We start from the raw sequence: 23,565 nt of genomic DNA, 5'->3' as shown, positions 1-23,565 counted from the left end.
ATAAGTAATATTAATAGTGCAGTTGAGATACAGCAATGAATATTAACTTACTGGGATATCGTCAGAAAGTAGGCATGGGTCAAGTACAGGTTGCTAATATACTGGGCATCTCCCATGAAGAAGTTTGTATTTATGAGCAAAAGCCTGAAACAGTTCCAATGGGGCTTTTAGTGAAATGGCTGGGAATATTTGGGCTTGATATTGCCACTGCTATGTCAGTATCAACGCCACCACTCAAAGAAATTGCTCCAGGAACTCCATACGCTGAACTTTATCACAAACTAAATTTACTGAATCAGTACATTGATGCTACTCATCCTCTAGACAAACTAGATATACCAACACCGCCAGCTACACCACATGATCTCAAAAAGCAACTGAAGCTCTATAAGCAAAAACCTAATTTAGCATTGACAGGAGGTTTTGATGCTGGTAAATCACACCTAGCAAATGCTCTATTGGGTAGCAAAAATTTACCAGTTGGTTATCAGCCAGCCACTAGAGTAATTACATTTGTTCGCCATATAGAAGACCGCCCTCAATGGTTCAAACAAGATGTTTTGGTTTTTGATGAAAACTTTTGGTTAAAAGATGAGAGTGGTAAACCAATAATTGACTTATTACTTCTAAATGACAAAGAACGTTGCGAGCAGTATTGTTTACAAGCAGGAAACTTTCATATTTTGCAGGAATATGGAGTACATGGTAGCAATGATGATGTAGCAGCTCATGCAGCCGTAGTTTATATGGATTCTTCCCTGCTAAAAGCCTGCAACCTAATAGACCTCCCAGGCTATTCTGATCAATCTGATGAAGTCTCAAAAGACGTTGAAAAAGCTACTAGTGCTGCACAGATAGCCGATATATTGCTGTATGCTTCGCCAGCCAAAGGTCATATTAACGGCCAAGACATGATTCGCCTTGGCGGTTTACTACGGTTACTTCCTGCTCCAGAAACTGAATGCAATAATTTCCCAACACTAGGCAACTTCTTCATTGTAGCGACTCATGCTGATCCAAGTATCTCTGACCATCAGCTGAAAGAAATCTCAGATAAAGCTTCAAAAAGATTTTATAAAAACCTCAGCGAAACTGTTCTAGAGCGTCGTAGAGAAAAAACAAATCGCGCCATCACTGAAGCAGAAGTACGAAAAAGATTCTTCACTTTTTGGTCAGAAAGACCGGATAGATGTCAGCACCTATTTGATGAATTAACCAATATACTTGGCGATTCTCTACCTCAAGCACGTATATGCCGTATTGATCGAGAAATGAAAGCTATAAAGGAGGATAATACAAAAAAGTATACTAGCTTGATTGATACATATAACACAAGTATTGCTGATATAGAAGCACAAAATGCACAACGATCACAATTAAGTGTATTGACAGAAAATGAGTCTGTTCGGCAGCAAGAAAATAAACTTAAACGTGACAACGTTAGGAAAAATATAGATAAATTAAAAAAAAATACCGAAATTGATTTTCAGAAGTATACAGAACAACTACTCAATGTTGATGCTGTAGAACAAATCATTCGCCAAAAGTACGATGACAAAAAAGAGGCGCAGGAATATCTTGCTGGGTATCTGGTTGAAAAACTTCAAAATGAGTTAGAAAAGCTTATGAAAGAAAATTCTGAAAAATTCAAAATAGAACTTGATACTTTCTTTCAAGGCTACCCAGAAGCAGAATTTAATGGATACAAATCAGGAGAATATACAAATTCCAAAACTTTTCGTTTTGATTGGGAAGCATCTGTTATGGGCGCAGTTGCAGGTTTAAGTAGCTTTGGTGCTTTGGCGGCTTGGGCAATATCTTTTGGAAATCTTGGCGGTTACATCTTAGTTGCTAAGTTTGTCAGTTTTTTATCAGCACTTGGTGTTGGTTTTGGTTTCAGTGGTGGTACGGCTGGAATAATGACTATCGTCGCGGCTATAGGTGGCCCAATTGTGCTTGGGATAGGTCTATCTATTACGATAGGTTTGGCAGTAGCAAACTTATGGAGTTCTTGGACAGAATCATGGCAAAAGCGTTTAGCTAAACAGCTTGTTAAAGATTTTGAGAAACAGAGTGTATGTGAACAGTTCCTCAAAGGAATTGACCAATTCTGGCAAGACACAGCTGATGGTTTTGAAAAAGTAGCTGATGTAGTAGAACGTGATTGGAACAAATATCTTGATCATCAGCGTGAGATAATATCTTCTACAATAGAATCAAAAGATTGCATTAAGGAAATCATTGAGATATTAAAGGTGGGTAGGGATTTTTTCGCTGGAATTCCTTGGTCTAATATTAAGTACCAATGTTGAATAGTAACATATTCTCAGTTTGAGAGAAATATTCCTGCTTTTTGGTAGTATAGCTTGAATACCCGTATACACTGCAAAGTCCTCTAATGAGGACTTTTATTATTAGGCTATAATTTTAATTTTTGGCAATTTAACCGATATGTGATGATTTCTAATTATGCTCAAAAGTCCTTTACGATATCCTGGTGGTAAGTCAAAAGCAATAAATCAAATAGTTGAATACTTGCCAGATAGCTTTTCTGAATTTCGAGAACCTTTTGTGGGTGGTGGTTCTGTATTTATTTATTTAAGACAAAAGTTTCCCGATATCAAAATTTGGATTAACGATTTAAACCGCGAACTCTTCTTATTCTGGAAGTTTGCCCAATCTGATATAACTCAGTTAGTGAAAGAAATTCGAGATATTAAAGTTAAATATACAGATGGTAAATTACTCTTTATAGAATTAACTCGTGTAGATGTAAATCATTTATCTGATTTAGAAAGAGCCGTTCGGTTTTTCGTACTCAATAGAATTACTTTTTCTGGAACCGTAGAATCAGGTGGCTTTTCCCAAGAAGCTTTCCATAAAAGATTTACTGATACTTCAATAGAACGACTTGAAAAATTAGAAAATATTTTATCAAAAAATGTTCAAATTACTAATTTGGATTACAGTCATTTATTAAAATCAGATGGAAAAGATGTATTTTTATTTTTAGATCCGCCATATTTTAGTGCTACTAAATCAAAACTATATGGTAAAGACGGTGACTTACACACCTCTTTTGAACATCAGAGATTTTCTGAACTTTTGCAACAATGTCATCATCGCTGGTTAATTACCTATGACAATTCAACGCAAATTCTAGAAAATTTTCAATGGGCTAATATTTCAGAGTGGGAATTACAGTATGGGATGAATAACTATAAGCAAAGTGGTGCAGCTAAAGGAAAAGAGTTATTCATTACTAACTACAAAGTTAAACTTGATTTTAAGAAAAAATCACAAGTTCAGAATCTTGCTAATCCAGCTTTGCAATTAAGCCTTGAGATTTAAGCCTAACTTTGATAGCTTCCAATTTTCCGGTAGTATAACTCCCATAGCTCTCAATATAGCTACAACATACAAATCTTAGCTATGGCAACTTCTCCAATCCCTGCTCAAGAATCGTCTGCTAGCTGGTATATCCTGCTGCAACAATTAATAGATGGACAATCATTGTCTCGCACTCAATCTGCTGAATTGATGAAGGGTTGGCTCAGTGAAGCGGTTCCCCCAGAATTATCGGGAGCAATTTTAACAGCACTTAACTTTAGAGGCATTTCTGCCGACGAGTTGACCGGCATGGCTGAAGTATTACAATCTCAATCAAAACTGGGGACTGGGGACTGGGGACTGGGGACTGGGCAAGAATCTACCCAATCCCTAATCCCCTTAATTGATACCTGTGGCACTGGTGGCGATGGTTCATCAACCTTTAATATTTCCACAGCAGTTGCTTTTGTTGCTGCTGCATCTGGCATACCTGTCGCCAAACACGGTAATCGTTCAGCTTCAAGTCTCACAGGAAGTGCAGATGTATTGGAAGCCTTGGGTGTAAACTTAAGTGCCTCTAGTGAAAAAGTACAAGCAGCACTACAAGAAGTGGGGATCACCTTCTTGTTTGCTCCTGGTTGGCATCCAGCACTCAAGGCTGTTGCCTCATTACGGCGGACTTTGAAAGTGCGAACAATTTTTAATTTGCTCGGGCCGTTAGTAAATCCCTTGCGTCCAACTGGGCAAGTGGTAGGCTTATTTACTCCCAAACTGTTGGCAACTGTTGCCGAAGCTTTACAAAATTTGGGTAAGGAAAAGGCGATTGTGCTACACGGGCGAGAAAAACTTGATGAGGCTGGGTTAGGAGATGAAACTGACTTAGCGGTGTTATCAAACGGCGAAGTGCAGTTAACTACTATTAATCCCCTAGATTTGGATTTAACGCCTGCTCCTATAGGTATGCTTCGGGGTGGAGATGTCCAAGAGAATGCGGAGATTCTTAAGGCGGTACTCCAAGGTAAGGGAACTCAGGCGCAACAAGATGCAGTTGCCTTAAATGCGTCGTTGGCGCTGCAAGTCGCGGGTACGATCGCCTTCCTCGATCACGCCGAGGGTATTAAAATCGCTAAGGATATCCTACAAAGTGGGGCTGCTTGGACGAAGTTGGAGCAGTTAGTTGAGTTTCTGGCGGATTGATTTGCGATCGCAATTGCGGGCGAAACTCTACCACATTACGCTTAATAGTGACATCGTAGTTACCAAAAAAGTCATGTCCTAAAAGTCCAGTTTCTAGTTCCGCACCTGCGATCGCTACTGCTACTCTATTCACTACTACCCCGCCAACGGCCATCGAATTAACATAGCCCACAGGAAATTCTACAGCTCTGGAACTGGCGGTATTTGCCTTGGCTTTTCCCACTGTGACGATTCCCAAAGCATTAGCCATCTCTTGGGTAATGACAGTGCCACTTGCTCCCGTATCCACAATCATCTCAAATTGTTGCTGACCATTAAAGGTAACTTCCACAATTGGCGTACCACCAATTCGTCTTTTTATCGGCGCTGTAAATACTGCTTCATCGGGAATCACCACTGCTGATGAAGGCAAAGCTGGCTCTGGTGATAACGGTTTTGTTTCTCGTGGAGGTAAAGTGAGCTTTGGTATAGTTTCTCTTTGGGGAACAACAACGACTATTTTATGAGGTTCTCTAACTGCGACAGGGCGAGGATTTGCTTGCTGTTGGGCATATTTAACCTGGCGGCGATATTCCGTAATTTTGGTTTGAGCGATCGCAAATTCTGGGCTTTGTCGCCGTATTTTTTGCATCAGCGCGATCGCATCCTGATACTGACTCGCCACCAATTTCCAATCATCTGGAGATTGAGCCGATTGGCTGATACTCCAAGCGCCAACAGCTTTGTCTCGTCCCATCTCAAAAAGACTTGGTTCACTTTCAAACGGATCTAGCGGCTGCGCTTTTGGGGTAGCTGCTGGTCTTACTGGTTCAACGCTAGGCTGGACTGGTGCTAGATCCCCAATTGGCATAGGTTGCTCGTCGCCACCAGTAGCGGTGTTCAGTTTGTCTTCACTACAGGCAACGCACAAAACTGCTAGAGTGCTTGAGACAAAAATTAGGGTTGCACGGGATAAAAAAGACTGAAGCATAATTAATTTTAACTGCCCAAGCTTTGCCAAATCCACTCCCGCTACTTTAATTCCCTTTTAATTTTAATTAACTATTTTAAAAACTCCCAATTGCTCAACTTATGGGATAATTAACAATCGCAGTATTGGGGAATAAGGAATAGGGAATAAGAAAGAGTATGCCCAATGCCTAATGCCCAATGCCCAATGCCCACTGCCCAATCTACTATGCCCCTGACTGACTCAATACCAGCTTTACTTGTCCTTGCAGATGGAACCACTTATCGCGGTTGGTCTTTTGGTGCGACGGGAACCGCGATCGGAGAAGTGGTGTTCAACACTGGCATGACAGGCTATCAAGAAGTTCTGACTGACCCTAGTTACCGCGGTCAGATTGTGATTTTTACCTATCCTGAATTGGGGAATACTGGCGTCAATCTCGAAGATGAAGAATCAGATGGGCCCCAAGTGCGGGGTGCGATCGCCCGGAATATTTGTCATCATCCAAGTAACTGGCGATCGACACAAACTTTACCTGACTACCTCAAACAAAACCAAATACCAGGGATTTACGGCATCGATACCCGCGCCCTCACCCGCAAAATTCGGATGTTCGGAGCGATGAACGGTGGCATTTCTACAACCATTCTCGATGAAGCGGAATTGTTAGAGCAGGTACTAGCAGCTCCCAACATGGCAGGATTGAATCTGGTTCGTGAAGTCACTACCTCAACGGCTTATGAATGGTCCGATCCCACAATTCCAGCTTGGGAATTTAACTCGGAGGCTGGGGAAAATCTTGGGGAAGCCTTTACCGTTGTTGCCCTTGACTTTGGTGTAAAACGCAATATCCTACGTCGCTTAGTCAGTTATGGTTGCCGGGTAATTGTTGTACCTGCTGATACACCACCAGAGGAAATTCTCAAATACAATCCAGATGGTGTGTTTCTTTCTAATGGGCCTGGCGACCCTGCTGCTGTCACTGAAGGGATTGCGACTGCCAAAGCACTCCTGTTAAGTGAAAAACCCATCTTTGGTATTTGTATGGGACACCAAATTTTAGGTCATGCACTAGGAGCAGAAACCTATAAACTCAAATTTGGTCATCGTGGTTTGAATCAGCCTGCCGGTTTACAACAACGAGTAGAAATTACTAGTCAAAACCATAGTTTTGCTATTGACCCAGATTCTTTACCTACGGCAGTTGTAGAAATCAGCCATCTAAACCTAAACGATCGCACTATTGCCGGGGTACGTCACAAATCTCTACCAGTGTTCTCCGTACAGTATCATCCAGAAGCCAGCCCTGGGCCCCACGATGCTGATTACTTGTTTGAGCAATTTGTTCAAGCCATGCGAACAGCACGTCAACCCCTCCAGGGAATTCAAAATTAAAAATAAAAAATTCAAAATGAAAGAATTCTTTTTGAACTATGCATTTTTAATTTGGAATTAGAGCAAAAAGCAAGAGTCAAGTTGTCGCATCTAGGATTAAATAAAAATAGCAAAATGCAAATGGGGGATCGGGGACTAGGGACTGGGGAAAAGTTTTCTAATAACCATTACCCAGTAGCCAATTCCCGATCTCCTATTTCAACAGATTGTAGACAACTTGCTCAAAAACCATTTATACTTGAGCGTTCACTTTAACTCATGAGGAGGGAATTATTGCTGAGCCACTAAATCTAACCGTTAGCCTGAGGGGCACTCGTGAAGTCCGGGATAACTGTCAGCTATTCCGCCTCACAGGTTTGTTAGATGCTTTTTCCGAGCCGACATTTCGCAAGACACTTGGCAGCAAGATAGACGAGGGCCCTAAGCACATTATTTTGGATCTCTCACAAATTGACTTTGTTGATAGCTCTGGCTTGGGCGCTCTGGTGCAGCTAGCCAAGCAAGCTCAAACTGCTGATGGCACTTTGCAAATTGTCACGAATGCCCGCGTAACTCAAACGGTCAAGCTTGTTCGCCTAGAGAAGTTTCTCTCCCTGCAAAAATCAGTTGAAGACGCTCTAGAAAACGTCAAGTAGTCTTGATTGCTCGATCTCAGAGGTAAATTTAGCTATCCAGATTCAAAATCGGGTAGCTTAATTTTTAAAACTTCTGGCAGAAAACCTCTCTCCTTGTGGGAGAGGCATAAAGCCAGTTGAGCTATTATGTTTAAAGTTGAGTAATAACTTAAAGATATAGAGACCCAATTTATTAGGTGTGTATTGGGTATGTAATTGTTGGTTAGAATATTGGATAAATAATCAAGTCTGAGATATTTGTTGTAAGAAATACAAAGCCAGCAGATTTGTTTATAGATAGACTTGACTTGATGCTGTATAGTTAAAAGTTGTCGTTTACTCAGTAAGTATGGCAATGCTGCCAAGTAAAAGGGTGAATTTGATGTTAAAATTTTACCCTATCTTAGGCGCAGACCACAAGAAGTAGGCGAAATTTGGTTTATAGATGTTGACATCAGGGTGATTTTAAATGCCAACTCTCAATCAAAAAGATGAAATTAGGAAGTAATTTTGATAGTATTGATTATGCTAAGTATACTATCACGGCATACTTCAGAAAAATCAGTCTTTGCCAAGAATGCCTGCCAAATGTAGCCCGTCAAGGAATGATTTATTTGTGAAGTCACAGGAGGAAGAGCTATTAGATGGACAAGATGAAACTCCCAAACAGAGCTTGTCTTGGACTGAAGCACTCTTGGCAACCACAGGGCCATTCCAACAGATTTCCCTCTCGCAAGTGCAACAAATTTCTCCTAGTGCTTTAGCATATTTAGGGGATGCAATTTATGAGTTGTATGTTAGAATGTTCTATCTGCTGCCATTGCAGCGGTCAGGAATTTACCATCGTCTGGTAGTGGAGCAGGTAAGAGCAGAAACACAAGCGCTACATTTGCGATCGCTGATTCCTCATCTCAGGGATACCGAATTAGAAATTGTCCGACGGGGTAGAAACGCCGCAACAGGACGCCCTAAGCGACTTAATCCCGAAATTTATCAACAGGCAACTAGTCTAGAAACTTTAATAGGCTACTTATATATCACCGATTACCAACGTCTAACCGAGCTGTTGCAAATACTTCATCTAGAAAAAGAGTGAAAACTCAATTTCGCTGTAGCCACAACACTAGATTAGGTTCAAAAAATTGAGGTAATCGGAACGAGCAACTATACGCTATATTCAGAACTCAAATGCAGGATAAACCCAGAAAAGTCAAGACTTCTAGCGAACCAAATCGTGGACAACCCGTAAAAATTAAAGGTAAACGTGTTGTTACTAATCCGGCTCGCAATCCCAGGAAAATAGATAGCAACCCCATCTCTGGTGCGAATCCGACTCGCAAGCCCAGAAAAGTAGATAGTAACCCTATCTCTGGTGCGAATCCAACTCACAACCCCAGAAAAGTAGATAGTAACCCTATCTCTGGTGCGAATCCAACTCACAACCCCAGAAAAGTAGATGGCAACACCATCTCTGTTGTTAATCCGAATCGCAATCCCAAGAAAATAGATAGCAACCCCAGTTATGGGAACTCGCGACAACGAAATAGCAACTTTTCTCAGCCATCTGTATCTACACAATCTACAGAAGAAGATAACGATCTCATCTACGGTCGTCATCCAGTATTGAGTGCATTGCAAAATCAGCGCAATCTCAATCGTCTGTGGATTACTACCCGTCTGCGGTACGATCCCAGCTTTCACCATTTCCTTTTGCAAGCAAAGGAAAATGGCACAGTTATTGATGAGGTTGAACCCAAACGTTTAGACTATCTCACCAACGGCGCTAATCACCAAGGTGTGGCAGCACAAATTGCTCCCTACGCTTATATGGAATTGGCCGATCTAATTGAGCAGTGCAAATCTGTAACTGATGCTGTAATTGTCGTGGCTGACGGAATTACCGATCCCCACAACTTAGGAGCAATTATTCGCACAGCCGAAGCAATAGGCGCTCAAGGATTGGTGATTCCCCAAAGAAGGGCATCTGGGATCACTTCCACTGTCATGAAAGTGGCAGCAGGCGCTTTAGAAAATTTTGCTGTAGCTAGAGTTGTCAACCTCAGCCGCTCCTTAGAAGAATTAAAGGAAGCTGGCTTTTGGATTTACGGTACTGCTGCAAGTGGTAGCGAACCTTTGCATACAGTCAATTTTACTGGCCCAATCGTTTTGGTAATTGGCTCAGAAGGTGAAGGTCTGGGTATGTTGACTCAACGCTCCTGTGATTTTTTAGTATCGATTCCTCTACAAGGTAAAACTCCCAGCCTGAATGCTTCTGTAGCAGCAGGTATGGCGCTTTATGAGATTTATCGTCAGCGATCGCTAAATACGCTGCACTTAGATAAATTGCAAAAAATCTCTTTGAAAAAATAACAGTAACAGAGTATAAAGAAATGTAAAAGATAATAAAGTACCCTATCGTTTAACACCCTGTAGACGTTTATAAATCAGCGAAAACCATGAAAACCATTTGGCATAACCTCAAGGAAGTGTTAATTAACACATTCGACTACCTCGGCTTGGCTTGGTGGGTAGAGATTGTGACGCAGAATCCCCGTTGCACGTATTACTTCGGGCCATTTCTAAATTCTTCTGATGCAACATTAGCAAGTAAAGGATACATAGAAGATTTAGAGCTTGAAGGAGCGCAGGGAATTATTGTGAATGTCAAGCGTTGCAAACCTAGTAACTTAACAATTGCTGACGACTTGGGGGAAAGATTTGACCGCAAAGTACAGCCTGCCTTTGGCGGTCAAATTTAAGTTAGGCCAGAGAATGAAAAGGAGGCTCTGATGCAAAGACGTAAAGATATAAAGACACAGAAAATTCTTTTACGGGGGTTATTACGTCTTTTTCACTCATTGCGTCACCACATCTTCCTTCTCCATTTCTTCGTCAATAGTCAAAATTTTTTCACTATTTTTGACTATTAATAACTCGTAATTCGTAATTACATTACGGGTGAAGATTTAGACCCCACCTGTAACGGCTAAACCTTTTATAGTCAATTCCTGTGACTCTCAGTTTAATTACGAATTACGAATTACGAATTACCTGCGGATGTTCTTCGAGCCAATGGTCAATATCATTCAGCACCAACTGGGGAACTTCCCACGGAAAAAGATGGGCGGTGTTGGGATAGCAGTGCCACTGAGAATTGTTGAGGTGTTGAGCAGTTTGTAAGCTGGAATCAGATGTGATGTGACGGTCTTGTTCGCCAGCAAGTACTAAACTAGGACATTGTATTTGCTGTAAATCTAAAAGCCGATTATATCCTGATTGAATTGCACTATAGAGGGCGCGAGTAGCAGCAGGAGAGGTTTGCAAATAAGCTGGTACTGCTTCTTTCGCGATGTATTTGTAAGTGATAGATGTATGTTGTTGGATTAGGTAGCGGAAAAGCGATCGCTTACCAAAAGTTTCAATATTCCATTGCCAACTCGGTTTTATATAGTTTAATAGCGCAGCAATGCCAGTATATAAATTATCCTGCCAAGTAATAGGAGGATGACTGCCACGGGGTTTTGCAGCTGTCGCCACCAAAATCAGCCCAGTAACGCGCTCTGGCAAACGTAATGCCATCTCCATTGCCAAAATGCCACCAAGTGACCATCCCAATACTAGGCACTTTTCAATCTGCAAACGGTCTAGCAGTGCTTCTAAATCAGTCAAATGGTCATTCATGTCAAAATTGCCGTTGTAGCGGCTTTTGCCGTATCCGCGTAAATCAGGGGCAAAAGTTTTGTAGCGTTTTGATAAATGATTGGTAAAGACAGAAAGACTACGACCAGTACCAGGATGACCATGTAAGCCCAAAATAGGGAATCCTTGACCTTGGGTATAGATATTTAGACGTGCAGCAGTGGTGGTGTAGCGATCGCTCATTACTCGCCCTTCTCCTGTCTATCGATACTGCCAACTGCATCGATCGCAGCTTCCAGGGCGATCGCTACATGAGTCCAATGAGTCCCACCCTGGCAATAAACTACATACGGCGATCGCATTGGCCCATCTGCTGATAATTCCAAAGTACTCCCTTCAATAAATGTCCCCCCAGCCATAACTACCTGGCTCTCATACCCTGGCATATCATCTGGAACGGGGTCTAAGTAGGAACCGATCGGAGAATGCTGTTGTATGGCTTTACAGAAAGCAATTAGCTTTTCGGCAGAACCAAGTTTAATTGCCTGAATTACATCTCCACGGGGAGCCAAGGGAGGGGGATTGACTGGATAACCGAGTTTATCAAACACATAACCAGTAAGATAAGTCCCTTTCATTGCCTCTCCTACCATCTGCGGCGCTAGAAATAAACCTTGGAACAGCAAGCGATTTTGGTCAAAAGTAGCACCGCCATAACTACCGATACCGGGAGCCGTGAGGCGACAGGCGGCTGCTTCTACCAAGTCGGCGCGACCGGCGACATAACCGCCAGCGCTGACAATGGTGCCACCAGGATTTTTAATCAGCGATCCCGCCATTAAATCAGCACCTACAGTTGTGGGTTCTCTGGTTTCAATGAATTCGCCGTAGCAGTTATCTACAAAGCAAACGGTATTCGGGTTTTGCTGTTTGACTAAGTGGACGATTTTTTCAATATCGGCAATTGATAAACTAGGACGCCAAGAATAGCCACAAGAGCGCTGAATTAAGACTAAACGAGTGTTTTCAGCCACACTAGTAGTTAAAGCTTGCCAATCTATGGTTCCTTCTGGGGTTAGCTCCAATTGGCGGTAATTTATGCCAAACTCAATAAGGGAGCCTTGACCTTGACCCCGTAAACCAATGACTTCTTCAAGCGTATCGTATGGAGAACCGACTACTGCTAACATTTCATCTCCGGGACGGAGAACACCAAACAAAGCACAGGCGATCGCATGAGTTCCCGAAACAAACTGAACCCGCACGGCCGCAGCTTCAGCGCCCATAACTTCGGCAAAAACTTTATCTAAAGTTTCTCGTCCTAAATCATCATGACCATAACCACTTACACCTGCAAAGTGGTGTGCGCCTACACGGTGATTACGAAAAGCATCCAGCACTCGTTTTAGATTATGCTTGACCTGAGCGTCAATACCAGAAAAAATTTCTAATAGTGCCTGTTCTGCTTGCCGCAGCTGTTCTAAGCTGTTCATCAGTTCCTCGTTCAAAAAAAAATTATCGATATGCGGATTTTGCGATCGCGCTGTTCTTAAGCTGGAAAATTAAAATTCAGGTTACTGCATGACAATTGCTACTTCAACCAAACCTCAAATTAACTGGGTCAATACCCTATTTTTCATTGGACTGCACATCGGCGCTTTATTTGCCTTTGTTCCTGGTAACTTTAGCTGGACGGCAGTTGGTGTGGGTTTCTTGCTGTACTGGATAACAGGTGGTTTAGGAGTTACTCTCGGATTTCACCGCCTTGTTACTCACCGCAGTTTTCAAACTCCCAAGTGGCTAGAGTATCTCTTGGTTTTCTTCGGCACACTCTCGTGTCAAGGAGGCCCAATTGAGTGGGTAGGGACGCATCGCATTCATCATTTACACTCAGATACTGATGCCGATCCCCATGATTCTAATAAAGGCTTCTGGTGGAGCCACATGGATTGGCTGATTCACTACTGTCCCGCTCACGCTGATGTTCCTCGTTTCACCAAAGACATTGCCGAAGACCCAGTTTATCAGTTTTTAGAAAAATATTTCATTTTAATCCAGGTTGCTCTAGGTGTATTGCTTTTGCTTCTAGGTGGCTGGCCGTTTGTTATTTGGGGAATTTTTGTTCGCATTGTCTGGGTTTACCACTGCACTTGGTTGGTGAACAGCGCTACTCATAAATTTGGCTATCAGAGCTATGATTCTGGCGATAAATCGACTAATTGCTGGTGGGTAGCCGTACTAGTTTTCGGTGAAGGCTGGCATAATAACCATCATGCTTTTCAATATTCAGCTCGTCACGGGCTGAAATGGTGGGAAATCGATTTAACCTGGATGACAGTTCAATTGTTGCAAGCAGTTGGTCTGGCAACTAATGTGAAGTTGGCCCCAACAAAAGTTAGTTAGGAGTAGAGACGCGATTAACCCTTGTCTCTACAGGAGTTAGGAGTTAGGATATATACCTTTTTGAACTCATCACTTCTAACTCCTAACTTTTCAAAAAGCTATTTACTGGTGCGCTTGTGTCGGTTAGGTTGCTATAATCCAAAGCGCTAATGTGAAGAAATTTTACTGCAAGTTACTTTTTGGTGACTTGGTGGAGGAGTTTGTTGTTTTTTAGGTGTCCATGACTACATCAATAATTAATAGCCAGAAACTAAGTGACGAGCCTAGTAATTCCGACTTTCGGCTCAAAGATATTGTCAAAACCTTGCCACGGGAATGTTTTCAGCAGAACCGTCGCAAAGCTTGGACACAAGTAATACTCAGTGTCTTGGCAGTTGCGTTGGGTTATTACAGCCTGATTATCGCTCCTTGGTTTCTCTTGCCCCTAGCTTGGATTTTTACGGGTACTGCTTTAACAGGTTTTTTTGTAATTGGCCATGATTGCGGTCACAGGTCTTTTGCCAAACGTCGTTGGGTAAATGATTTGGTAGGGCATTTCTTCATGATGCCGTTAATTTACCCTTTTCACAGTTGGCGCATTAAGCATAATTATCACCATACTCATACCAACAAGCTGGATGAGGACAACGCTTGGCATCCAATCAGACCAGAAGTATTTGAAGATTGGGATAAAACCCGACAGTCTGCTTTTGAACTGTTCATGCGTAAACGCTTCTGGTGGGTAGGTTCCATTGGACATTGGGCTGTGGTGCATTTTGATTGGCGGAACTTTAAAACTAAAGACCAATCGAGTATCAAGCTTTCTGTGGCTGTAGTAGTTGTGTTTGCAGCGATCGCTTTCCCGACTCTCATCGCCACAACTGGTATCTGGGGCTTTGTCAAATTTTGGCTAGTGCCCTGGATGATTTACCATTTTTGGATGAGTACTTTTACTATTGTTCACCATACTGCCGCAGATGTTCCTTTTACGACAGCGAACAAGTGGAACGAAGCTCTAGCACAGCTATTTGGCACTATTCATTGCGATTATCCGCGTTGGGTAGAGGTTTTGTGCCACGATATCAATGTTCATGTCCCTCATCATATTTCCACTGCGATTCCTTCTTATAATTTGCGGCTAGCTTACAGCAGCATCAAAGAAAATTGGCAGCCTTATCTCCATGATGAGTGTCAGTTTTCTTGGTCTTTAATGAAGCAGATTACAGACCAGTGTCAACTATACACAACTGATGTTGGCTATAAAACTTTCAACGAATATTATACAGAGCAATAAATAGCGCTGTGATTAGACTTACGCTCTTGAACTCAACGAGAGCGTTTATCATGCTGTGTTTAAATAGAATTTGGCGACTTTTTACTAACTAAAATTTGTTAGCTAAATTGCCAAAATTTATCTTCTTTGATGTTAGCGATCGCTAGTTTCGTGGGCATCCTATAGGTGAGATAATTTTGTCTCAATTAAAGTTCCGATTTATATCCAATCAAAAGAATCCAGTGCCATCAAACATCATCACGTTCAATAATCCTCCTTCTGAAACGTCTGAGGATACGACTAAATTGCCTTTCACACTTGGGGATTTAAAAGCTGCAATTCCTGCGGAATGCTTTCAGCCCAATGTGACAAAATCACTTTTTTACTTTTTTCGTGACATCTTGATTATCGGTCTGCTTTATGCAGTTGCTTCTTACCTGGATTCTTGGCTTTTCTTTCCGATTTTCTGGCTAATGCAAGGAACGATGTTTTGGGCTTTGTTTGTAGTCGGGCATGACTGCGGACACCAATCTTTTTCTAAGCATAAATGGCTCAATGATTTGATTGGACATCTTTCTCACACACCAATACTTGTTCCTTATCATGGTTGGCGGATTAGTCACAGAACTCACCACAAAAATACTGGCAATATCGATAACGATGAAAGCTGGTATCCTGTGACGGAATCAGAATACAAAGAGATGCCTTTAGCACAAAAGATAGTCCGATATTATATTTTTCTATTGGCTTATCCTCTGTATTTATTTAAGCGTTCTCCTAATAAAGAAGGCTCTCACTTTTTGCCCAGCAGTCCGCTTTTCAAATCATCGGAAAAATGGGATGTTATCACTAGCACTGTCCTTTTGATTGGGATGGTAGGTTTGCTCGGTTTCCTCACCTACCAATGGGGTTGGATGTGGTTGCTGAAATATTACGCTGTGCCCTACCTTGTATTTATAGTTTGGCTAGATTTGGTGACATTCTTGCACCATACTGAGCCAGAGCTTCCCTGGTATCGTGGAGAAGATTGGACTTTCCTCAAAGGCGCAATTTCTAGTATTGACCGTGATTATGGTTTGGTTAATCATATCCATCACGATATTGGTACTCATGTTGCTCACCATATATTCCTTAACATCCCTCACTACAATTTGCTGAAGGCAACTGAGGCAATCAAACCAGTAATGGGTGAGTATTTCCACAAGGCGGAAGAACCAATTTGGAAGTCATTATGGAATTCATGTATCAGCTGCCATTTTGTACCTGATACTGGTAGTAAGGTTTACTACACATCCAACAAGAAGTTAGCTAAAGGCTAAGACTAGTACCACTTTGCGTAATTCGTAATTACCATTGTGTGAGAGTTTTAGACAATTTACGCCATACTGTACTAGCCCTGTCAAGGTTACTTTTTTACCTTGACAGGGCTAGAGTGTTATTTATAGACTTTTGCAAGAAATCTAATGACTACAAGCTGCCTTGCTTTTGATGTTGTTCGCCATGATGGTTACAGCCAGCCTAGTGATTATGGTGTTGATGGCTATGATCTTTACCGTGGGAACAGTTTTGCAAATCTTGCTTCAGAAGCTTGTCGCTGATTTCTTGCAAGGATTCATCTACAGCTTGTAAGCCAATCCAAGCATCAATCTTTTGTACATCAAATCCTACCTCGCGCTGTTCGCCTACTTCTAGCAAAGGGCGGCGAATTAACAGTGGTTCTTTCAGCATCAGCGCCAAAGCGGTTTGTTCATCCACTTTTTCAGGAACCACCTCACCAGATTTTACCTTGGGGGCGGAAAGATTGAACCATTCGGCTACGGGGCGATCGCCAAAAAAGGAACGCAACCGTTCAACTGTCCAAGGTTCTTTTAGCAGATTCTGTGGTATCACCTCATGACCGGCAGCTGTTAGCAAAACTTTTTGCTTAACTCCACCTTTACAGCCTGGTTTGCTATAGAAAATTACCTTTGCCATTCAACTATCTCCTAATTACTCTTTTGCGCTAAAGCGCCAACTACGAACCGATGAAATCAAAAATTCCTCGCTTTATGGCTAACTAAGTCAAACTCAAACCTCTCATTTGGATCGGTTTCGCCATAAATATTGAAAGTCACAGTTGGTTCATCACCCACTGCTTCTACACTGTGAATTGCATCGGGAGTAAAGCTAATAATATCTCCTGGTAATAGAGTTAGCTCTCCCGTCGGTTCAATTTTGTCCTGAAATTCTGGGCTATTAGTGCGTTGCCAAAAAGTATTTTTTTCCTGACCTTTTAACACCGCCACTATTCCCCATGTCCCATGATTATGAATGTTTGAACGGGTTCCCGGTGCAAATGTTACTGTTTGCACAGTTAAGGGAAAACCCAATTCATCATATAGGAGTAAAACAGAGCTTCCCGTTTTGGGTGAAGGTTCTAACTTTTGACTTTGCACCCAGTAGGAATTTACCATTAAGCGCCTTACAAGCATCCGAATTTCTGGCAGACAATTGGTTTCATTGTCGCTGCTATTGAGAACATCTTCCACCTCAGTTAAAAACCGATAAAGGCGGTAATTTTCTCTCAATAAATCCCAGGCTCTTACAGATTTACAAGCTTGATGCTGACCGTCCCCTGTTAGCAGCCAATCCCTACCTTTCATAATTTTTAAATTGATAGTGGCGAAGATTGGATCACAATGATCGGTGAGACATTAGGAATGTTACCTACAGGCAGTTTAGTAGGTATGTTAATAGGAGGAATGATAGAGTTACTATCAGTACTTGCTCCTAATAAGGAATAGGATTTGGTAGATAACCAATTGTTCATGATTTTTCACAAAAAGGGCATTGGGCATTGGGCATCGGGCATTGGGCATTGGGCATTGGGCATTGGGTATTGGGCATTGCTATGGTTTTTCCCCTTGTCCCCTTGTCCCCTTGTCCCCCCACTCTTTTACAGAGAAGTGCATTGACTAATTAATCGTCTTCTTCTGCTGGACGTGTCAGAATATCCAGCAGAATACCAGAACCAAAATCATTCTTTTCGTCTATCTGTTTGACTCTGGTGCTGATTTCTTTGGCTTGCTCAATTTCTCCTAACTTTGCTAGCACTAATCCAGAAGCAGCATAAGCATTTAAGTACAATCGAATTTGTGGGTCTTCTTTGCGATTGACTAATATCGGCTGAAGTTGCTCCCAGTCATCAGGAAGTTTTTCTAGTTCTTTAATTTTATCTAATAATTTGACTGTTGTTTGTAATGCAAGAGAATAATTATTTTTATAATAGAAAAATCTATATGCTGCTACCAATACATCTGTGTTTTCACCAGTCTGGTCTAAAGCTTGTTGAATATATTTTTCTGATTCTGATGTATTTTCCCAGCTTTTTGCAGCTAAAATTAATAGGTTTTTGATATTATCTGGAACCTGAAACCATGAGAATTTATTTGTATTAGCTTGCATAATGAACTCTTGGATAGTTAGGAGTTAGGAGTTAGGAGTTAGAAGTTAGAAGTTGTGAATTCTGAGTTAGAAGTTATAACTTATTAACTCCTGACTTCTCACTCCTCACTCCTAACTTTTGTTAAAACAAAGTGAGAACGTACACCAAGGTGAATAAGACAATCCAAATAATGTCTACGAAGTGCCAGTAAATTTCTGTCATTTCGATGAAAGTATGATTGGTTGCAGAATATTCACCAGGAAGACGCGATCGCCACAATGCGCGTAATATCAATAACAGTCCCACAAAAACGTGCAAACCGTGGAACCCAGTCATGATATAAAAGCAGTTGGCGAAGACGTTGGTGGTCAAACCATATCCTAATGTTGAGTACTCATAAACCTGACCACCTAAGAAAACTGCCCCCATGATTGCAGTAATGGCGTACCACAGTTGCATTCCCTTGACGTTATTCTTTTTAATCGCCGTATCACCAAAGTGAATCACGAAACTACTAGACACCAGAATAATGGTGTTAATCGTCGGCACAAGTAGTTCTACTTCACTCCCTTCTGGAGGCCAAACGGCTGTACTGCTTCGGAAAAACAAATAGGTGGCAAAAAATCCCCCAAACATTAGGGATTCAGAAGCGAGGAACGTCAACAATCCCCAGACTCTTAAATCTGGATGTTCTTCATGTCCTGCACTGTGTTCTTCGCTTGTGGTTGTAGCTATAGTCATAGATTTTTTGACAATACGATCTACTCTGTCTTGTTGTGGAAGTTTGAATAAAGAATGAAGTCTGAAGTGGCAAAATTTCCATTCTTTATCCAAAATTCTTGTTTAGCCAAACTCTTAACTTGTTCAGGAATTTTGAAAATTCCGAGTTTCGTGTTCTGAATTCGGGCGTCCATTTATTGAATTCAGGCGTCCGTTTATTGAATTCGGGCGTCCGTTTATTGAATTCGGGCGTTCGTTTATTGAATTCAGGCGTCCGTTTATTGAATTCGGGTGTCCGTTTATTGAATTTGGGCGTTCGTTTAGGGACTTCCAGAAAATAAATTATCCAATTTACTCAGATCGTATTTTTCTTTCTCCCCTTGCCCCCTGCCCCCCTGCCTACACCCAAGATAGGATATTTATTTTAGTTGGAAGTCCCTTATTGATTCGGGCGTTCGTGTTCCAAGCTTGAAGTTTTGGGTTCCAAGCTTGGAGTTTTGAGTTTTTAAATCTAATGACTAGAAGTTTCAGTGATTTTGAGTGCGATCGCATTACTCACTCTACTACCTAAGCACTAGCTTCTGGCGTCGCTGATGACTGTAATTCAGTTCTATGCTCCTGACCGTAGTCATAAGGGCCATGAGTTACAACCGGCAACACTTCCCAGTTTTCAATTGCAGGTGGTGAGCTAGTTGTCCATTCTAAAGTCAAAGCTTGCCAAGGATTATCACTAGCCAAAGGCCCTTTCAACCAACTGTAAATCATGTTGATGGCGAAAGGAATTACCGATATCGCCAAAACAAATGAACCAAAGGTACAAATTTGGTTGAGGTCGATAAATTGGGGGTCATACATTGCCACTCTTCGCGGCATTCCTTTTAAACCCAACTCGTGCATGGGTAAAAAGGTGAGATTCGTGCCGATGAAGGTAAGGGCAAAGTGAATGCGTGCCAAGTTTTCATTCAACATTCGTCCGGTCATTTTGGGGAACCAGTGATAAATACCGGCGTAAATGCCAAACACGGAACCGCCAAACAGAACGTAATGGAAGTGTCCAACAACATAATATGTGTCGTGGACGTGAACATCAAAGGGGGCTGTTCCCATCGTCACACCGCTTAAGCCGCCCATGACAAACATGGACAACAAACCAATGGCGAAAAGCATCGCACCTGTGAAGCGGATTTTACCACCCCAAAGGGTAGCAACCCAGGCAAAAATCTTCACGCCAGTGGGAACTGCAACTATAAGAGTAGAGATGGTAAAAAACATCCGCATCCAACCGGGTGTGCCACTGGTAAACATATGGTGTACCCAGACGAACAAACCGACAACGCAGATGGCTACACTAGAATAAGCGATCGCTTTATAACCAAAGATTGGCTTGCGGGCGTGAACTGGAATTACCTCCGACATGATGCCGAAGATGGGCAGAATCATTAGATATACTGCCGGGTGAGAATAAAACCAGAATAAGTGTTGATAAATTACAACGTTACCGCCTGCATCTGGTTTAAAGAAGGAGGTGCCAAAGTTGAGGTCAAACAACAGCAGAACTAAACCGGCTGCTAATACAGGTGTGGAGAGAAGCGCCAGCAGAGAGGTTGCTAAGATTGCCCAGCAAAATAGGGGTACTTGATCCCATTTCATGCTAGGAACCTTCATCATCAAAATGGTGATTACAAAGTTCAGCGAACCCAAAATTGAGGAAGTTCCCACCAAAACGATCGCTAATATCCACATAGTTTGAGCGATTGGTGCTGTCACTAAGCTCAAAGGTGGGTAAGCTGTCCAACCAGATTGGGAACCACCGAAAATGAAACTACCTAAAATGAGCGCACCTGCTGGTGGATTTAACCAAAAAGCGATCGCGTTCAGTTTCGGAAACGCCATATCCCTAGCACCAACCATCAACGGCACTAAATAGTTACCAAATCCCCCAATGGCGCTAGGAACAATCCACAGGAAGATCATGATCGTCCCGTGATTGGTCATGAAAGCGTTATACAAATTGGGGTCGAGTACGTCTGCATCTGGTGTTGCTAATTCGACACGGAGAGCAACAGCCATCAGTCCGCCGATGAGATAGAAGACAAACGCTGTCACCAGGTATTGAATACCAATAACCTTGTGGTCAACATTAAATGTAAAATAGTCTTGCCATTTCCACGCCTTCGGATGGGAAGCGTGGCCAGCCACCATTTCCGGTTTCTTTCCTTCTGGTGGAGTATTTCGTGGAAATTCTACCTGTGTCATATATTTTTGTCCTTTGTCCTTTGTCATTTGTCATTTGTCTTTTGTCTTTTTGTCCTTTGTCATTTGTCTGTTGTCATTTGTCAGTTACCAATAACTAATGACTAATGACCAATGACCAATGACTAATGACTAATGACTCATGACTACTGACTCTAGAGTTGCTGCACTGATTCCCATATCATGGGTGTGGGGCGCGAGAAACTCTGATGTTGATAAGTTGGCTGGATTAACAGCAACAACTTGATTTAAGTTTTGTTGTTGAGCAATCTGGTTTTCTGTCCGCCAGTTATTATATTCTTCCGGTGTGTGGACAATTACCTGTGTCCGCATTGAACCGTGATAACCACCGCACAATTCAGCACAAACTACGGGATATGTACCTGGTTTGGTGGCGACAAATCGCAGTTCGGTAGGGATACCGGGAAGTGCATCTTGCTTCAGGCGGAAGTTTGGCACCCAAAATGAATGAATTACATCTTGTGCTGAAAGGTTGAGTTGGACATCAGCACCGACGGGTATGTGCAATTCCCCAGAGGTAATGCCACTATCAGGGTAATTAAATAACCAAGCGTATTGTATGCCTTTGACATCAACAACTAAATCGGCTGGTTTGTTTAGAGTTTGAGGAGACGCGCCAATACCGATTGCTGGGGCAGTTGTTGCTTCAGTATCGCTTAATGTAGCTGCCAAAGCACTCCCCGGTATATGAGCAACATGAGCTGCTGAATGAGGATGACCAGCAGGCTCAAAGCCGCCCATTCGGTTAAAAACATCTACACTGTAGATGCCCAAACCGAGGACAATCACTGTGGGAATTGCTGTCCAAAAGATTTCTAAGGGAACGTTGCCTTCTATTGGCAAACCATCGGTATCATCACCGCGACGGTGACGAAACTTAACCAAAAAAACTACAATTGTTCCTTCTACCACCAAGAAGAGTGCGATCGCAATGGTAAGCATGACGTTGAAAAAACCGTCTACCAAAGGCGCTTGTAGCGATGCCTGCACCGGCATGAGAGTGTGGTTGTGACCGATCAAAATGCTGATTGCTGTAACTACTATCCCAGCAACCAGAGTCCATAATGAAACAGGAACTTGTTGCATACATGCTACCTGTGTAAACAGTCTTTTATTGGTACTGGGTATTGGGTACTAGGGATTGGGGATTAGGTATTAGGTATTAGAAAAACTATTCTTTGTCTTCCTAGTCCCTATTCCCCAGTCCCAATTCCCTTTTCCCTTTTCACTTATTAACTTTCTAACGTGCAGCCATTAAAAATGGGGGAAACTTCCAGATTTTTTCCATATCTTTCCCACAAAAAAATACAAACTATATTTCAACTCCTATGAAAAAGTTAGCCCCCTGCTTTCAAAAAAGCTCGTTGTTCCAAGAGGGCACTGTTGGCCTAATATTGATTAGGCTATATTAGCAGCAAGTTTAAATTTGTTAATAACTGACATTTTGCAATTTACGGATTTGTTTACTGGGAACTATTTATTAGTTGCAGTAAATACTTAGTATTCCCCTCAAGTTACCTTGCCTAGCGCATTTACGCTTTTTACAAACAGTGCCTCCTTGAATTAACAACAATTTGGACTAACTCTAAAAATTCTAATTATTTACTGCAACATGGGTGTAGCAATTTTTCGGGCAAATCCGCGAACACGCTTCACAACCAATACAGTTTTCTGGAGAAGTAACTGCCATTACTTTCCGTTCAATTTCGTCATCGTCTTCGTCGTCTACAAATTCACCTTCTTCATTGAGTGCCTTCAAACCTAGCACATTGTACCCGCAGACTTTAACACATCTGCCACAGCCGATACATTTATCTTTGTCAATTTCTTGAGCGAATTTTGGTGTCCAAGCTTTACCGCCAAACGTCAAACCTGTTAGTTGTGCCATTAATAATCCCTTGGCAATTTTGCCTATCAATCTGTTTGTGCATTAATCATCATCTTATCCTAATATTTTTATTTTTTATATTCAAAACTCACTTTTGCTTGATAATAAATCGATAACTTTGAACACAATTAAAAATCATTTTTTAAATCAAAGATAAATGCAATTTATTGCCAATAATCATTATGAATGCTTAAGTTTACCTCGTTCTTATGCTCCGCATGGGAACGCATTCATTGAGTCTCTGACTCAATATCTGACTGGAGGCAGCAGCCGCTAATCAGCTATTCCCATGCAAAGTATAGAAAAAAGAGACGCATAAATTACAGGTTTAAAACCTACCCTCGTCGCTAAAGCCCGATCTAAACGCAAGGATATCGATAAAAGTGATGATATTATTTTTCAACTACTTTTAGCTTTAGACAAAGAAATGTAGAGAAACAGTATGCATATATACAAAAATAAATGTTCATTAATTACATT

Annotated in this window: 21 protein-coding genes; 11 read left to right on the top strand and 10 right to left on the bottom strand. The window is 41.8% G+C overall.

The window, feature by feature from the left end:
• Positions 1 to 35 precede the first annotated feature (35 nt).
• From RM049_RS12650 to trpD, 3 genes are all read left to right on the top strand, one after another.
• Positions 36 to 2,312, top strand: coding sequence for a dynamin family protein (locus tag RM049_RS12650; RefSeq protein ID WP_322704396.1), 2,277 nt, complete (start codon positions 36 to 38; stop codon positions 2,310 to 2,312).
• 157 nt (positions 2,313 to 2,469) lie between these two features.
• A complete protein-coding gene (locus RM049_RS12645) occupies positions 2,470 to 3,351 on the top strand; it encodes a DNA adenine methylase (RefSeq protein WP_322704395.1) in 882 nt (293 codons plus the stop codon).
• An 81-nt stretch (positions 3,352 to 3,432) separates the two neighbouring features.
• The gene (trpD, locus tag RM049_RS12640) at positions 3,433 to 4,527 is read left to right on the top strand and encodes an anthranilate phosphoribosyltransferase (RefSeq protein WP_322704394.1); all 1,095 of its coding nucleotides are present in this window, start codon (positions 3,433 to 3,435) and stop codon (positions 4,525 to 4,527) included.
• On the opposite strand, the gene RM049_RS12635 is transcribed toward trpD, so the two are convergent.
• Entirely contained in the window at positions 4,457 to 5,497 is a 1,041-nt protein-coding gene (locus RM049_RS12635) for a retropepsin-like aspartic protease (protein WP_322704393.1), read from the bottom strand. The genes trpD and RM049_RS12635 overlap by 71 nt on opposite strands.
• Before the next feature lie 207 nt (positions 5,498 to 5,704).
• On the opposite strand from RM049_RS12635, the gene carA reads away from it, so the two are divergent.
• The 5 genes from carA to RM049_RS12610 all read left to right on the top strand — a co-directional run bounded on the left by carA (position 5,705) and on the right by RM049_RS12610 (position 10,244).
• On the top strand, positions 5,705 to 6,871 hold the full coding sequence (gene carA, locus RM049_RS12630; protein ID WP_322704446.1) for a glutamine-hydrolyzing carbamoyl-phosphate synthase small subunit: 1,167 nt from the start codon (positions 5,705 to 5,707) through the stop codon (positions 6,869 to 6,871).
• A 269-nt stretch (positions 6,872 to 7,140) separates the two neighbouring features.
• Positions 7,141 to 7,506 (top strand): STAS domain-containing protein, encoded by a 366-nt coding sequence (locus RM049_RS12625; protein WP_084227153.1) that lies wholly within the window; start codon positions 7,141 to 7,143, stop codon positions 7,504 to 7,506.
• Positions 7,507 to 8,101: 595 nt separating this feature from the next.
• The gene (locus tag RM049_RS12620) at positions 8,102 to 8,581 is read left to right on the top strand and encodes a Mini-ribonuclease 3 (protein WP_194044898.1); all 480 of its coding nucleotides are present in this window, start codon (positions 8,102 to 8,104) and stop codon (positions 8,579 to 8,581) included.
• Positions 8,582 to 8,673: 92 nt separating this feature from the next.
• Entirely contained in the window at positions 8,674 to 9,855 is a 1,182-nt protein-coding gene (rlmB, locus tag RM049_RS12615; RefSeq protein ID WP_322704392.1) for a 23S rRNA (guanosine(2251)-2'-O)-methyltransferase RlmB, read from the top strand.
• Positions 9,856 to 9,941: 86 nt separating this feature from the next.
• Entirely contained in the window at positions 9,942 to 10,244 is a 303-nt protein-coding gene (locus tag RM049_RS12610) for a DUF1816 domain-containing protein (RefSeq protein ID WP_322674043.1), read from the top strand.
• Positions 10,245 to 10,518: 274 nt separating this feature from the next.
• Here RM049_RS12610 and RM049_RS12605 read toward each other — a convergent pair whose 3' ends face one another.
• Both RM049_RS12605 and RM049_RS12600 read right to left on the bottom strand, forming a co-directional pair.
• The gene (locus RM049_RS12605) at positions 10,519 to 11,367 is read right to left on the bottom strand and encodes an alpha/beta hydrolase (RefSeq protein ID WP_322704391.1); all 849 of its coding nucleotides are present in this window, start codon (positions 11,365 to 11,367) and stop codon (positions 10,519 to 10,521) included.
• On the bottom strand, positions 11,367 to 12,617 hold the full coding sequence (locus RM049_RS12600; protein WP_322704390.1) for a methionine gamma-lyase family protein: 1,251 nt from the start codon (positions 12,615 to 12,617) through the stop codon (positions 11,367 to 11,369). Before RM049_RS12600 ends, RM049_RS12605 begins: the two co-directional genes overlap by 1 nt.
• Positions 12,618 to 12,705: 88 nt before the next feature.
• Here RM049_RS12600 and RM049_RS12595 point away from each other — a divergent pair, with 88 nt between their 5' ends.
• From RM049_RS12595 to RM049_RS12585, 3 genes are all read left to right on the top strand, one after another.
• A complete protein-coding gene (locus tag RM049_RS12595) occupies positions 12,706 to 13,527 on the top strand; it encodes an acyl-CoA desaturase (RefSeq protein ID WP_322677631.1) in 822 nt (273 codons plus the stop codon).
• Between the two features lie 220 nt (positions 13,528 to 13,747).
• Positions 13,748 to 14,800: a fatty acid desaturase gene (locus tag RM049_RS12590; protein ID WP_322704389.1), complete on the top strand. Its 1,053-nt coding sequence runs from the start codon at positions 13,748 to 13,750 to the stop codon at positions 14,798 to 14,800.
• Between the two features lie 221 nt (positions 14,801 to 15,021).
• A complete protein-coding gene (locus RM049_RS12585; RefSeq protein WP_322704445.1) occupies positions 15,022 to 16,098 on the top strand; it encodes a fatty acid desaturase in 1,077 nt (358 codons plus the stop codon).
• A gap of 199 nt (positions 16,099 to 16,297) precedes the next feature.
• On the opposite strand, the gene RM049_RS12580 is transcribed toward RM049_RS12585, so the two are convergent.
• From RM049_RS12580 to fdxB, 7 genes are all read right to left on the bottom strand, one after another.
• Positions 16,298 to 16,753 carry an ArsC/Spx/MgsR family protein gene (locus tag RM049_RS12580; RefSeq protein ID WP_322674037.1) on the bottom strand — a complete coding sequence of 152 codons (456 nt, stop codon included), beginning with the start codon at positions 16,751 to 16,753 and terminating at the stop codon, positions 16,298 to 16,300.
• Between the two features lie 56 nt (positions 16,754 to 16,809).
• Positions 16,810 to 17,421, bottom strand: coding sequence for a cupin (locus tag RM049_RS12575; protein WP_322704388.1), 612 nt, complete (start codon positions 17,419 to 17,421; stop codon positions 16,810 to 16,812).
• Between the two features lie 316 nt (positions 17,422 to 17,737).
• Positions 17,738 to 18,223, bottom strand: coding sequence for a hypothetical protein (locus tag RM049_RS12570; protein ID WP_322704387.1), 486 nt, complete (start codon positions 18,221 to 18,223; stop codon positions 17,738 to 17,740).
• A 121-nt stretch (positions 18,224 to 18,344) separates the two neighbouring features.
• Positions 18,345 to 18,944 carry a heme-copper oxidase subunit III gene (locus tag RM049_RS12565; RefSeq protein WP_322682806.1) on the bottom strand — a complete coding sequence of 200 codons (600 nt, stop codon included), beginning with the start codon at positions 18,942 to 18,944 and terminating at the stop codon, positions 18,345 to 18,347.
• Positions 18,945 to 19,490: 546 nt separating this feature from the next.
• Entirely contained in the window at positions 19,491 to 21,179 is a 1,689-nt protein-coding gene (gene ctaD, locus RM049_RS12560) for a cytochrome c oxidase subunit I (protein ID WP_322682850.1), read from the bottom strand.
• Positions 21,180 to 21,308: 129 nt separating this feature from the next.
• A complete protein-coding gene (locus RM049_RS12555; RefSeq protein ID WP_322704386.1) occupies positions 21,309 to 22,283 on the bottom strand; it encodes a cytochrome c oxidase subunit II in 975 nt (324 codons plus the stop codon).
• Positions 22,284 to 22,791: 508 nt separating this feature from the next.
• A complete protein-coding gene (gene fdxB / locus RM049_RS12550; RefSeq protein ID WP_174710795.1) occupies positions 22,792 to 23,085 on the bottom strand; it encodes a ferredoxin III, nif-specific in 294 nt (97 codons plus the stop codon).
• Between the last annotated feature and the right edge of the window lie 480 nt (positions 23,086 to 23,565).

It is taken from the genome of Nostoc sp. DedQUE04, from assembly GCF_034530995.1.
GTDB lineage: Bacteria > Cyanobacteriota > Cyanobacteriia > Cyanobacteriales > Nostocaceae > Nostoc.
Note: the sequence above shows the minus strand (reverse complement) of the source record. Positions and strands in the feature narration are given on the sequence as shown.